13 protein-coding genes are annotated in these 11,945 nt (G+C 64.6%); 7 read left to right on the top strand and 6 right to left on the bottom strand.

Annotated features, from left to right (window positions below; all coding sequences use genetic code 11):
- Nucleotides 1-407: 407 nt before the first annotated feature.
- Entirely contained in the window at nt 408-776 is a 369-nt protein-coding gene (locus QGV55_RS14920; RefSeq protein ID WP_281015987.1) for a TfoX/Sxy family protein, read from the bottom strand.
- Between the two features lie 82 nt (nt 777-858).
- Between QGV55_RS14920 and QGV55_RS14915 the strand changes: the two genes are divergently transcribed.
- Entirely contained in the window at nt 859-1,611 is a 753-nt protein-coding gene (locus tag QGV55_RS14915) for an SDR family NAD(P)-dependent oxidoreductase (RefSeq protein ID WP_281015988.1), read from the top strand.
- A 21-nt stretch (nt 1,612-1,632) separates the two neighbouring features.
- Here the strand turns inward: QGV55_RS14915 and QGV55_RS14910 are convergent, their stop codons facing one another.
- Both QGV55_RS14910 and QGV55_RS14905 read right to left on the bottom strand, forming a co-directional pair.
- Nucleotides 1,633-2,349 carry a TerC family protein gene (locus QGV55_RS14910; protein WP_281015989.1) on the bottom strand — a complete coding sequence of 239 codons (717 nt, stop codon included), beginning with the start codon at nt 2,347-2,349 and terminating at the stop codon, nt 1,633-1,635.
- Nucleotides 2,350-2,373: 24 nt separating this feature from the next.
- Nucleotides 2,374-3,018 carry an MBL fold metallo-hydrolase gene (locus tag QGV55_RS14905; RefSeq protein ID WP_281015990.1) on the bottom strand — a complete coding sequence of 215 codons (645 nt, stop codon included), beginning with the start codon at nt 3,016-3,018 and terminating at the stop codon, nt 2,374-2,376.
- A gap of 153 nt (nt 3,019-3,171) precedes the next feature.
- On the opposite strand from QGV55_RS14905, the gene QGV55_RS14900 reads away from it, so the two are divergent.
- Genes QGV55_RS14900 through zapE form a run of 3 tightly spaced genes read left to right on the top strand, consistent with a single transcriptional unit; the run spans nt 3,172 to nt 5,707 of the window.
- Complete coding sequence (locus QGV55_RS14900; protein WP_281015991.1) at nt 3,172-3,585, top strand: PaaI family thioesterase; 414 nt, start codon at nt 3,172-3,174, stop codon at nt 3,583-3,585.
- 44 nt (nt 3,586-3,629) lie between these two features.
- Nucleotides 3,630-4,556: a pyrroloquinoline quinone biosynthesis protein PqqB gene (pqqB, locus tag QGV55_RS14895; protein WP_281015992.1), complete on the top strand. Its 927-nt coding sequence runs from the start codon at nt 3,630-3,632 to the stop codon at nt 4,554-4,556.
- Nucleotides 4,553-5,707, top strand: a complete 1,155-nt coding sequence (zapE, locus tag QGV55_RS14890; RefSeq protein ID WP_281015994.1) for a cell division protein ZapE — start codon at nt 4,553-4,555, stop codon at nt 5,705-5,707. The genes pqqB and zapE overlap by 4 nt, the downstream gene beginning before the upstream one ends.
- Nucleotides 5,708-5,715: 8 nt before the next feature.
- Here zapE and QGV55_RS14885 read toward each other — a convergent pair whose 3' ends face one another.
- Entirely contained in the window at nt 5,716-6,489 is a 774-nt protein-coding gene (locus tag QGV55_RS14885) for an SDR family oxidoreductase (protein WP_281015995.1), read from the bottom strand.
- Nucleotides 6,490-6,680: 191 nt separating this feature from the next.
- On the opposite strand from QGV55_RS14885, the gene QGV55_RS14880 reads away from it, so the two are divergent.
- Both QGV55_RS14880 and QGV55_RS14875 read left to right on the top strand, forming a co-directional pair.
- Complete coding sequence (locus QGV55_RS14880) at nt 6,681-7,589, top strand: choline ABC transporter substrate-binding protein (RefSeq protein WP_348637687.1); 909 nt, start codon at nt 6,681-6,683, stop codon at nt 7,587-7,589.
- Between the two features lie 103 nt (nt 7,590-7,692).
- Nucleotides 7,693-8,322 (top strand): glutathione S-transferase family protein, encoded by a 630-nt coding sequence (locus tag QGV55_RS14875; protein ID WP_281015997.1) that lies wholly within the window; start codon nt 7,693-7,695, stop codon nt 8,320-8,322.
- A 24-nt stretch (nt 8,323-8,346) separates the two neighbouring features.
- On the opposite strand, the gene QGV55_RS14870 is transcribed toward QGV55_RS14875, so the two are convergent.
- Complete coding sequence (locus tag QGV55_RS14870) at nt 8,347-9,327, bottom strand: 4Fe-4S dicluster domain-containing protein (RefSeq protein WP_281015998.1); 981 nt, start codon at nt 9,325-9,327, stop codon at nt 8,347-8,349.
- Nucleotides 9,324-10,466 (bottom strand): aminotransferase class I/II-fold pyridoxal phosphate-dependent enzyme, encoded by a 1,143-nt coding sequence (locus tag QGV55_RS14865; protein WP_281015999.1) that lies wholly within the window; start codon nt 10,464-10,466, stop codon nt 9,324-9,326. The genes QGV55_RS14870 and QGV55_RS14865 overlap by 4 nt, the downstream gene beginning before the upstream one ends.
- Before the next feature lie 62 nt (nt 10,467-10,528).
- On the opposite strand from QGV55_RS14865, the gene QGV55_RS14860 reads away from it, so the two are divergent.
- Nucleotides 10,529-11,929 carry a M48 family metalloprotease gene (locus QGV55_RS14860; protein WP_281016000.1) on the top strand — a complete coding sequence of 467 codons (1,401 nt, stop codon included), beginning with the start codon at nt 10,529-10,531 and terminating at the stop codon, nt 11,927-11,929.
- The last annotated feature ends 16 nt before the right edge of the window (nt 11,930-11,945 follow it).

Here is an 11,945-nt window from a genome sequence, read left to right as displayed (position 1 = left end):
TACCCACTCCTGCCCGTGATACGAGTAGAGATCATCCCTCGCTCCGCTTCCTGCCGGTTGTCAGCACAGCATTGTGCTGTGCCGATCCGACAAAGAACCGAAACCTGCCCGACCTCCCGGGACATGTTCCGGCGATTAGACTGCATTCTACGCCCATTTGACACTGGGGCGTAGCAAAAAAGTCCGTATCCACAGATGCATAGGGTGGATCCAACCCGAACACCGCGCCCTGTGGCCTTCCTGCACCGCTGTCACATTTGCATCGCAACGGGCCGGCCGACAACGCATGACCCACTCTGACGTGACCAGCTTAACAAACAATTCACTGCAAATCCCCGCGAAGACATCAGTCTACAGGTTTCGCGGGTCGATTCTCGACACGATGCCCGTGTGAATTGGATTGAGGGTCAGGACTTTCGCTTCCGCTTGGAGGGTGGCTTGGCTGCATCGGCGCGACCGGCAGCTTCGATCGCACGAAGTGCCCAGGCGACCGCTTCCGTCTGATCGTCGTACAGGTCCTCAGGCAGGGCAAAATAGCTCAGGACGCCGCGTGTTCCCTTCGACGTTTCATAGGTGAAGGGTTCCGACCCGGCGGCCTCATAGTCCGGACGGTTCACGTCATCGACCTTCATGTAGATGGTCTCGCGGATGATCAGGGCGAACATCAGGCCCTGATGAAACAGGCCTGCCCCACCAAACATGCGGCGGAACGCTATGGCGCCGACCGGATCGAACAGTTCAAGCGCGAATTCACGATATTCAGGGCTGATGGCCATCGGGGCACTCTGATCTTGTCCGTTGTGATGCAGGACATATGTCGTCAGTCTGGCAGCAATCGAACGGTTTGGGGAGAATGTGATGGATCTGGGTCTCAAGGGACGCAACGTCATCGTGACAGGTGGCAGCCGGGGAATCGGCTTCGGCATGGCAGAGGCTTTCGCGCGCGAGGGGGCGAACGTAGCGATCTGTGGCCGCACCGCGTCCAGTCTCGACCAGGCGCAGGAGAGTCTCGGTGCCCATGGTACCCAGATCATCGCGCTGCCCTGCGACGTGGGCGATCCGGCGGCGCTGAAGGCCTTCATCGAGGGCGCGGCGGAGGCCATGGGTGGTCTGCATGTCATGGTCAACAATCCGTCCGGTTTCGGTCGCACCGACGACGAGGAAGGCTGGCAGGCCGGGCTGGACATCGACCTGATGGCTCTGGTCCGGGCGGGCTGGACCGCTGTACCGCTGATCGAGAAATCCGGCGGCGGCAGCCTGATCCACATCTCCTCCATCTCCGGCCTGATGGCGTCCGGTCGCACACCCCCCTATGGGGCGGTGAAGGCGGCGGTGATCCAGTACACCAAGACGCAGGCGGTGGAACTGGCACCGAAGAACATCCGGGTGAACTGCATCGCGCCGGGATCCATCGAGTTCCCCGGTGGTGTCTGGGACATGGCGCGACAGAACAATCCGACGCTGTACAAGGGCATCCTGGCCAGCATTCCGCACGGTCGCATGGGGCGCGCGGACGAGGTCGGCAAGCTGGCGGCATTCCTGGGCTCGGATGCGGCGTCCTGGGTCACCGGGCAGACCATTGCCGCCGACGGTGGCCAGATGCTCAGTTGATCAGTCTGCGCGGGGGCTGGCTCAGGGCTTCTTCCGACGGGCACTCCGTGCCGCCAGATTGAGCACTTCGACCAGTACCGAGAAGACGATTGCCGCGTAGATGTAGCCACGTTCGATATGGAAGTGCAGGCCGTCGGCGATCAGGGCTGTCCCGATCAGCAACAGGAAACTGAGCGCCAGCATCTTGGTCGTCGGATGGGTGCGGATGAACCGGGAGACCGGCTCTGCAGCGAACAGCATGACAGCCATTGCCAGCGCCACCGCCGTCACCATGACAGGCAGGTTCTGCGTCATGCCGATGGCTGTGATGACCGAGTCGAGCGAGAAGACCAGGTCCAGCGCCACGATCTGCGCGATGGCGAAGGCGAAGCTGGTGGATACCTTCGCTGCCCCTTCCTCCTCCTCACCCTCGACAGCCGCATGTATTTCAAAGGTGCCCTTGCCGATCAGGAACAGCCCGCCGCCGAGCAGGATCATGTCGCGCCAGCTGACCGTGTGCTCCCCGATGCTGAAGACCGGTGCGACCAGTCCCGCGATCCAGACGACCACGGAGAGCAGCGCGATGCGCATCGCCAGTGCCAGACCCAGGCCGATCCGTCGCGCGGCAGGCTGCCGTTCCGGCGGCAGCTTTTCGGTGACGATGGAGAGAAAGACCAGATTGTCGATGCCGAGCACGATCTCCAGCGCCGTGAGGGTCGCCAGGGACGCCCAGATGTTCGGATCGCTCAGCCATTCCATGTCGGTTCAGCCTGATTGAGGCGCTCAGATTTCCACGAAATCGGCGCAATAGGGATTCGACATGCGCTCGTTCCCGAAGGTGGAGGTGTCGCCATGGCCCGGCACGAATGTCACGTCGTCACCCAGCGGCCAGAGCTTCTCCCGGATCGAGGTGATGAGCTGATGATGGTTGCCCCTGGGGAAGTCGGTACGGCCCACGGAGCCCCGGAACAGCACGTCACCGACAATCGCCACCTTCGACGCGGCATTGTAGAAGATGACGTGGCCGGGCGTATGCCCAGGGCAGTGCCGTACCTCCAGCGTCATGCCACCGACGGTGACGCTGTCGCCGTCTTCCAGCCAGCGGTCCGGCGTGAAGGCGCGCGCGCCGTCGAAGCCGAAGCGGCTGCCCTGTTCATCCAGCTTGTCGATCCAGAAGGTCTCTTCCTTCTGCGGTCCCTCGATGGGCAGGCCGAGTTCCTCGGCGATTTCCGCCACCGCCCCGGCGTGATCGATGTGGCCATGGGTGACCAGGATCTTCTCCAGCTTCACACCATTTTCCTTCGCCACTTCCAGCAGGTGCGCCTTGTCACCTCCCGGATCGGTGAGCGCCCCGACCATGGTCTCGGGGTCCCAGATGACGCAGGCGTTCTGGCGGAACGGTGTAACGGGAACGATGGCGACTTTCATCTAGGCAACTCCTGAACGGTCGGTCGCCCAGAAATAGGGCCTGAAACGGTGCAGGTGAACCCTCTATCGGCTGGACCGTCCATGCGCCATACGGGCTTTTGTCTTCGGTGGCGGTCCCTATGGTGTCGGGAAGGTCGGCTCCGGGGAGGATTCATGCGACAGAACGAGATCAAGGGTGCACCGCTGCTGAGCGAGCACATGCCGGTTTCGGTGATCGAACGTGGTGACGGGTTCTACGTCATCGAGACGACCTTCACCGACTATCACCTCAATGCCGCCGGATCGGTGCATGGGGGCATCATCGCCGCCTTTCTGGACTGCGGGATCGCGGGCGGTGGTGCGTCCAGCCGCAACCGGGGCGTCGGCATGTACGGGGTCACCATCACGATGAACGTCAATTTCGTGCGCAGCGCGCGCGCCGGGGACGCGCGGGTGACCGCGCGGGTCATCGGTGGCGGTGCCCGCACCAAGTTCGTCGAGGCGGAACTGACCGACGGTGGGAACGGGCCGGTCGCGACCGCTTCGGCCACCGTGAAGGTGATCGAGATGCCAACCCTGGAAAGATAGGGTTATTGTCTGCGGCAGGACGTTTCTGGATTCGGGGGAACGACATGGAAGTGCTGGTGCTGGGTGCCGCCGCAGGTGGCGGGTTTCCCCAATGGAACTGCAATTGCGTCAACTGCCGTGCCTTCTGGGACGGTGATCCGGCGCTGCAGGCGCAGACCCAGTCCTCCATCGCCGTGTCGGCGGACGGTGCGCGGTTCGTGCTGTTCAACGCCTCTCCGGACCTGCGCCAGCAGATCGAGCGCAACCCCGCGCTGCACCCGAAGAGCGGCCTGCGTGACAGTCCAATTCGCGCCGCGGTGCTGACCAATGGCGATGTGGATCATACGGCGGGGCTGCTGAACCTGCGGGAAAGCCAGCCCCTGGCGCTCTATGCCACGCAACGCATTCAGGACGTGCTGGCCGCCAACACCATCTTCAACGTGCTGAACCCGAAGTTCGTCGACCGTCGCCCCTTCACCCTGAACCAGCCGGTTGACCTGACGGAGCAGGACGGTACGCCGCTCGGCCTTTCGCTGACCGTCTTTCCCGTGCCCGGCAAGGTGGCACTCTGGCTGGAGGACGGCTCGGCCGACAACAATTTCGGGACGGTCGACGAGGATACGGTGGGCGTGGAGATCACGGACGGGCAGGGGCGCAAGCTGTTCTATATCCCCGGCTGTGCCCGCATGACCGATGAGCTGGCCGAACGCCTGCAGGGCGCGGCCATGGTGTTCTTCGACGGGACCCTCTGGACCGACGACGAGATGATGGTGCAGTCGGTGGGCATCAAGACCGGGCAGCGGATGGGCCACATGTCGATCAGTGGACCGGATGGAACGCTGGCCGCCTTCGACGGGCTGGAGGTCGGACGCAAGGTCTTCATCCATCTGAACAATACCAACCCTGTACTGCGCCGGGATGCCGCCGAACGTGCAGAGGTCGAGGCCCGTGGCTGGACGGTGGCGGAGGATGGCATGAGGTTGAGCCTGTGAGTGAGGTCGGACTGGACAGCGCCGGCCCGATCCACAGTTACCGCAAGCTCGTGAAGGCGGGCGAACTGAACCACGACCCGGTTCAGGAGCTTTCGGCGGAAAAACTGCAGTCGCTGCATCACCGTCTGCAGGGCTACGATCCCGGCAAGGAAAAGGGTGTCCGCCGCCTGTTCCAGTTCGGTGCCCGCAAGAAGGTGGGTGAGGTACCCTCCGGTCTCTACATCTACGGTGGTGTCGGGCGCGGCAAGTCGATGATCATGGATCTGTTCTTCGACACGGCCCCGGTGAAGCGGAAACGCCGCATTCATTTCCATCGTTTCATGCTGGAGGTGCATGCGGACGCCCACAGGTTCCGCCAGACTGCCAGGGAAGCGCGCGATGGCGACGATCCGATTCCGCCCATTGCCGACCGGGTGGCGTCGGAGGCGACGCTGCTCTGCTTTGACGAATTCCAGGTCACGGATGTGGCCGACGCGATGATCCTGGGGCGGCTGTTCACGGAGCTGTTTGCCCGCGGCGTCGTGGTGGTCGCGACATCCAACCGTGCCCCCGTCGACCTCTACAAGGACGGCCTCAACCGCCAGCTCTTCCTGCCGTTCATCGACCTGCTGCAGGAGAAGCTCGACGTGCTGCACCTCGACAGCCCGACCGACTACCGCATGGACCGGCTGAACCAGATGCCGGTTTATGTCTCGCCTCTGGGGGCGGAAGCGGATGCGGCGCTGGAGAAGGATTTCGCGGCGCTGACGGAGGGGGAGGAGGCGCAGGCCGAAAGCCTGACCACCCAGGGACGGACGCTGGAGATTCCCCGCGCTGCCAAGGGCGTGGCCTTCATGACGTTCGCCAGCCTGTGCGAACGCCCGCTGGGCGCTGCCGACTATCTGGCACTGGCGGAGCGCTACCACACCCTGATCCTGGCCGAGGTGCCGAAGATGACGCGGGAGAAGCGCAACGAGGCGAAACGCTTCGTCACGCTGATCGACGCGCTCTACGAGAACCGCACCAAGCTGATCTGCGCCGCCGATGCATCACCCGACGACCTGTACCCCTCCGGCGATGGTGCCTTCGAGTTCCACCGCACCGCCAGCCGCCTGCACGAGATGCAGTCCGCCGAGTATCTGGCGGAACCGCACGTGCTGAGAGGCGGCTGAGGACAGGTTCAGGTGGAGCTGCCGCCGCGCTTGGCCTTGAAGCGGCGCATGCCCTTCAGCCAGCGGTCGACGTCGAGAACCTTGCGCTTCATGTACTCCCGCACTTCCTCGTGCGGCAGGATCAGGAACTCTTCGCTGTCCATGGTGCGAATGACGCAGTCGGCCAGCTGTTCCGGCTCCATCATGCCGTCCACCGACGCGATGGTGACGTCGCGGCCCGTGGTCATGGCGGTACGCACGGCCTGCGGGGCCAGCACGGACACCCGGACACCCCGGTCGCCATAATTGATCGACAGCCATTCCGCGAAGGCGACGGCGCCATGCTTGGTGACCGAATAGGTGGAGGAATTGACGTGGGTCAGCAGCCCGGCGGCTGACGCCGTGTTGATCAGATAGCCACCGCCACGGACAGCCATCTTCTCCGCCACCGCGCGTGCGGCATAGACGTGCGCCATGACGTGAATGTCCCAGTTCTGCTGCCAGTCCTGATCGGAGGCATCCAGCCCGCCCATGCGCGCGATGCCGGCATTCGAGACAAAGACGTCGATGTGGCCATAGGCCTTCTCCGCCGCCGCGACCAGGGCCTGGATATCCGCCTCCTTCGCGACATTGGTGACGACGGCCAGGCCGCCGACTGAGTCCGCGACCTGTTTCAGTGCGTCTTCCTGCAGGTCGGCGACGACAATGCCCTTCGCGCCCTCCGCATGGAAACGCTCCGCCAGCGCCTTGCCGATCCCGGATGCGCCGCCCGTGATGACGCAGATCTTCCCCTCGACACGCATGATGCTCTCTCCCCTTGTTATTCGTGCCAAATCTAGCCGCTGAAGGCGGCTGTTGTCGCGGCATTCGTTCAATGCTTCCATGCGTGTCCGAACAAACCATCTGGACAACAGGACGGGAGAGCACAATGGGACACCACAGCAGCCTTCGGCGACATCTGAGGCGCCTTGCCGGTATCGGGCTGGCAGCCGGCATGGCGACCCTGGCGGCCGGAAACGCGCAGGCGGCCGATCCGGCGGCCTGCGAGACGGTCCGCTTCTCCGATGTCGGCTGGACCGACATCACGGCGACGACAGCGGCAACATCGGTGGTGCTCTCCGCGTTGGGGTACGAGCCGGATGTGAAGGTACTGTCGGTTCCGGTTACCTATACCTCGCTGAAGAACGGTGACATCGACATCTTCCTGGGCAACTGGATGCCGACGATGGAAGCCGACATCGCGCCCTTTCGGGAGGATGGCAGCGTCGAGACCGTGGGCGTCAATCTGGAGGGGGCCAAATATACCCTTGCCGTGACCCAGGGGGCCTATGATGCCGGGCTGAAGAGCTTCGCCGACATCGCGAAGTTCAGGGACCGCCTCGACGGCAAGATCTACGGCATCGAGCCGGGCAATGACGGCAACCGCCTGATCCTGGACATGATCGAGAAGGATGCCTTCGGCCTGAAGGGCTTCGAGGTTGTCGAGTCGTCGGAGCAGGGGATGCTGGCGCAGGTCAGCCGTGCCGCCCGCCGTGGCGAGGATGTGGTGTTCCTGGGCTGGGAACCGCATCCGATGAACGCCAACCACAAGATGGCCTATCTCTCGGGCGGCGATGACTGGTTCGGGCCGAACTATGGTGGTGCCACGGTCTATACCAACGTCCGTGCGGGTTACACGGCAGAATGCCCGAATGTGGGCAAGCTGCTGGGCAACCTGAAGTTCAGCCTGGCCATGGAAAACGAGATCATGGGCGCGATCCTGAACGACGACGAGGAACCGAAGAAGGCCGCCACGGCCTGGCTGAAGGCGCATCCTGAGGTGCTGGGCAAGTGGCTGGACGGCGTCACCACCCTGGACGGTGGCGATGGCATGGCCGCCGTGAAGGGCGCCCTTGGCCTGTGATTGCTGCTGACCGATATTCCTGCTGCTGATGATGGCGCGTGATGGCGGATGCTTCCGCTGTCGCGCGCCGCATCCGACTTCTGATCCTGGGGAGGACTGATCCATGCGTTTCTATGATTGTGGTACTGCACCGAGCCCGCGCCGCGCGCGCATCTTCATCGCGGAGAAGGGGCTGGATATCCCGACGACCGAGATTTCCATCGCGAAGGGGGAGCAACTGGGCGAGGATTTCCTGGAGGTCAATCCGCGGGCGACAGTGCCGGCGCTGGAGACCGATGACGGTGTCACCCTGACCGAGAACCTGGCGATTGCGACCTATCTGGAGGAAGTCGGTGACGGCCCGAAACTGATGGGTACGACACCGGCGCAGAAGGCCGAGATCCTGCAATGGGCCGCCATCGCCGAAAGCCAGGGTGGCGCGGCGGTAGCCGAGGCGCTGCGCAACGGCAACCCGCACATGAAGGGCCGTGCCCTGCCCGGCCCCGACAATTACGACCAGATCCCGGAACTGGCCGAGCGCGGCGTCAGGCGCGCCGGGCGCTTCCTGGAAATGCTGGAGGAACGGCTGACCGGGCGTGAATGGATGGTGGGCGACAGCTTCTCCTATGCCGACATCACCACCTTCGTCTTTGTAGACTTCGCCCGGATCATCAAGGTCCGCGTCGATGAGACGAAGCCTGCCCTGAATGCCTGGTACACGAAGATGAAGGAGCGCCCGAGCGCGTCGCTCTGACGCCGGGCCAACAACCGGGGAGGCCTATTTCAGCCGTCGCAGCATCTTCTGCAGCAGCTTCGGGCCGGTTTCCGGGCGGCTCCATGGGCAGACGGCGATGCAGATGCCGCAGCCATAGGTCTGGTTGAAGTAGGGCACGCAGCGGTCGAAATCGACGTACCACTTCTCGACGCCGCGCACCGTCTGCTTCGCCTCCGATATGGCATCGGGCGGGCAGGCGCGGCTGCAGACCTGGCAGTTCTCGCAGAAGCCGTCGGCACCGAAGCTGTCGGGTGTGTCCGTGTCCAGCGGCATGTCGGTCAGCACGGCTGCCAGCCGGAACGATGAGCCGAAACGGCGGTGGATGATCGAGCCGTGCTTGCCCAGTTCGCCCAGGCCCGCCGCGATGGCGGCCGGAACCATGACCAGCGGGCCACCCACCGGCCCACCGTGCGGCACGGCCTGAAAACCGCGTTGCCTGATCCAGTCCGCGACCGCGCGGGCGGCGCGGGTGCCACGATTGTACTGGCGCATCACCTCCACGACCGACGGCGGCTCCGGCGCGGTGGCCAGTTCCGCGTGGTCCATCCGGACCGCCACCATGATGACGTTGGGCAGATCGGCCTTGTGCCCCTCATAGACCCATTCCGGCTGCATCCGGGCGATGCCGACGTCATCCGCCTCTGCCGTCAGGGCATATGCCTTCACTTCCTGGGTGAAACCGGCGGCCGAGCCTTCGGACCTGTGGTCGGCGACAGGTGCACGTTCCTCGTTACCGCGGCCACCGAGACCATGGCGCATCTCCATGATCTCCGGCACGTCACGGCGGGTCTTCTCCAGCATCCAGTTCTGCAGCTTCCCATGCGCCAGACTGCGCGGGTCCTGCCAGTAGATCGGGGAGGGGGCGCGAACCTGCGTCTCACCCAGCCCGTTGATGGTATTGCCGGAGATATCGGGGAACAGCGGGAGCTGCTCCGGGTCGATGGTGGCGTCCAGCACCCGCCCATCGAAGGCGTGGCCAGTCATTTCAGCCAGTCCTTCAGCCGCGCCGCCGCCTCCGCCATGTCCTCGGTGGTTCCGGCGAAGGAGAAGCGGACATACTGGTGCCCGCGCTCCGGATCGAAATCGATGCCCGGCGTGGCCGCGATCCCGGTTTCCGCCAGCATCCGCTTGCAGAAGGTGACCGAGTCGTTCGTGTGACGGCTGACGTTGGCATAGATGTAGAAGGCCCCGTCCGCCGGGGCGAGTTCATCCAGTCCCGCCTTCGGCAGTTCGCGCAGCAGCAGGTCGCGGTTCTGGCGGTATCTTGCCATGTTCGCCTCCACCTCATCCTGGCAGTCGAAGGCGGCGATGGCGGCATGTTGCGACAGGGCCGGGGGCGAGATGAAATGGTTCTGCGCCAGGCATTCGACGGACCTGTGCAGGTCCTCCGGCACCACCATCCAGCCGAGCCGCCAGCCGGTCATGGAGAAGTACTTCGAGAAGCTGTTGATGATGATGACCCGATCACTCAGCGCCGCCGCCGTGACCGCAGGGCCGTGATAGGTGATGCCATGATATATCTCGTCCACGATCAGCCGCATGTCGCGCTGGTCGCAATAGCTGATCAGGCTGCGCAGCGCTTCGGTATCCAGCATGGTACCGGTCGGGTTGGCCGGGGTGGCCACCAGCAGGGCATCCAGGGGACCCTCCACCTGGTCCAGCAGTTCGGGGGTTGGCTGGAATCGTGTCGCCGGTCCGGTCGGCACGCCCACGGCCTCGATATCCAGCGAGGTCAGGATGTTGCGATAGGCGGGATAGCCCGGCTCCGCCAGCGCGATCCGGTCGCCCGCATCCATGGAGGCCAGGAAGGACAGCAGGAACGCGCCCGATGATCCGGTGGTGACCGCAATCCGCTCCGCCGGAATCCGGACCCCGTAGTAGTCGCGATAGTGGCGCGCGATGCGGGCCCGCAGTTCCGGCATCCCCAGCGCATCCGTATAGCCGAGACGCTGCCCCTCGGCGGCGGCAATGGCCGCCTTCAGCACACCGGACGGCGCGGGGGTGGAGGGTTGCCCGACCTCCAGATGCAGCACGGGCTTGCCCTCGGCCTCCCGCAGTGCCGCCGCTTTCATGACTTCCATCACGTAGAATGGTGGAACGGCACCGCGCTTCGACACTTTCATGCCATCTTTTCCTTCAATATCATCGGCAGCCCGACAAACCCGTCCCGAGGAGTACCGCCAAGGTGCGACGCCTGAACCGACTGCCGTCGCCGACACGTGGCCGGAGCCTGCGCGGGCAGATCGCCAGCCTCTGTTCGGCGCTGGCCCTGATGCTGCTGTTCACCCTGCCGACCCATGCCCAGAACCGCGCCCTTAATCTCGTGCGGGACGCGGAAATAGAGCATATCCTGGCGCTCTACGCCAAGCCGTTGTTCCAGGCCGCAAATCTGGACCCGCGGGTGGCGCGCACCTATCTGGTCAACGACCCTTCGCTGAATGCCTTCGTCGCCGGGGGACAGCGGATCTTCGTCTTCACCGGACTGATCCTGAAGACCGAACTGCCGCGCCAGCTTGTCGGCGTCCTGGCGCATGAGACCGGTCATATCCGCGGCGGTCACCTGTCCCGCACTGCGGAGGCGCTGGCCAATGCCCAGACCCTGTCGATCATCGCGGCACTGCTGGGCGGAATCGCGGCTGCCGCCTCCGGCAACGGTCGCGCGGCGGGCGGGCTGATCGCGAGCGGCTCCAGCGCGGGAACAGGCCTGTTTCTCGCCTATTCCCGCAATCAGGAATCAGCCGCTGACCAGGCCGCTGTCGAACTGATGGAGCGGGCAGGCTGGTCGCCCAGAGGCATCGTCGAGTTCCTGAAAGTGCTGGACCAGCAGTCCTTTCTGCTCGGCGACCGGGGCGGCAACAGCTACCTGCGCACCCATCCGATCAGCTTCGAGCGTATCGACGCACTGGAGAGCCGGGTCGAGAAATCACCGCTGGTGGACCAGCAGGATCCGCCGGACATGGTGCGGGCGCACCAGCTGATGCGGGCCAAGCTCGCCGGTTTCGTGCGGGAGCCACGGGACATCATGCGGGACTATCCGCCGGAGGATACCTCCGATGTGGCCCGCTACGCCCGCGCGGTCGCATTCATGCGGCTTGCCCGGACGGACGAGGCCCTGGCCGAGATCGATGCACTTATCGCGGCCTATCCCGGCAATGACTACTTCGTGGAGCTGCGCGGACAGATCCTGCTGGAGGGGGGGCGCGTGGCGGAGTCGCTGGAGCCGCTGCGCGAGGCGGCGGAACGCATCCAGCATGCCGCCGTCTCGACGATGCTGGCGCAGGCCCTGATCGCGACCGGCACGCCCGCAACGGACGCGGAGGCACAGGCCCTGCTGGAAGAGGTTGTCCGGTTCGAGAATGACAACGCCCAGGCCTGGAGCCAGCTCGCCATCGTCTATGGCAGGCTGGGCAACCGGGGCATGTCCCTGCTGGCGGGCGCCGAGCAGTACTTCCATACCGGACAGCTCGATTTCGCTGAGGAACAGGTCGTGCGTGCGCTCGGCATGCTGCCCAAGGGGTCGCCCGACTATTACCGGGCACTGGATATCCAGAACGCCATCACCACCGTCAGGCGGCGGGCGCGCTGATGGCGGCCGCAGGCAC

The sequence above is a fragment of the Minwuia sp. IMCC3009 genome (assembly GCF_029909415.1).
Lineage (GTDB): Bacteria > Pseudomonadota > Alphaproteobacteria > Minwuiales > Minwuiaceae > Minwuia.
This window is presented reverse-complemented; position numbering and strand designations above follow the sequence as displayed.

Excerpts from the sequence above, each read along its gene's own strand:
- QGV55_RS14875 (WP_281015997.1), top strand. The coding sequence starts at position 7,693 with ATGCGTTTCTATGATTGTGGTACTGCACCGAGCCCGCGCCGCGCGCGC.
- QGV55_RS14900 (WP_281015991.1), top strand. The coding sequence starts at position 3,172 with ATGCGACAGAACGAGATCAAGGGTGCACCGCTGCTGAGCGAGCACATG.
- QGV55_RS14870 (WP_281015998.1), bottom strand. The coding sequence starts at position 9,327 with ATGACTGGCCACGCCTTCGATGGGCGGGTGCTGGACGCCACCATCGAC.
- QGV55_RS14920 (WP_281015987.1), bottom strand. The coding sequence starts at position 776 with ATGGCCATCAGCCCTGAATATCGTGAATTCGCGCTTGAACTGTTCGAT.
- QGV55_RS14910 (WP_281015989.1), bottom strand. The coding sequence starts at position 2,349 with ATGGAATGGCTGAGCGATCCGAACATCTGGGCGTCCCTGGCGACCCTC.
- QGV55_RS14885 (WP_281015995.1), bottom strand. The coding sequence starts at position 6,489 with ATGCGTGTCGAGGGGAAGATCTGCGTCATCACGGGCGGCGCATCCGGG.
- pqqB (WP_281015992.1), top strand. The coding sequence starts at position 3,630 with ATGGAAGTGCTGGTGCTGGGTGCCGCCGCAGGTGGCGGGTTTCCCCAA.
- QGV55_RS14865 (WP_281015999.1), bottom strand. The coding sequence starts at position 10,466 with ATGAAAGTGTCGAAGCGCGGTGCCGTTCCACCATTCTACGTGATGGAA.
- QGV55_RS14915 (WP_281015988.1), top strand. The coding sequence starts at position 859 with ATGGATCTGGGTCTCAAGGGACGCAACGTCATCGTGACAGGTGGCAGC.
- QGV55_RS14905 (WP_281015990.1), bottom strand. The coding sequence starts at position 3,018 with ATGAAAGTCGCCATCGTTCCCGTTACACCGTTCCGCCAGAACGCCTGC.
- QGV55_RS14880 (WP_348637687.1), top strand. The coding sequence starts at position 6,681 with ATGGCGACCCTGGCGGCCGGAAACGCGCAGGCGGCCGATCCGGCGGCC.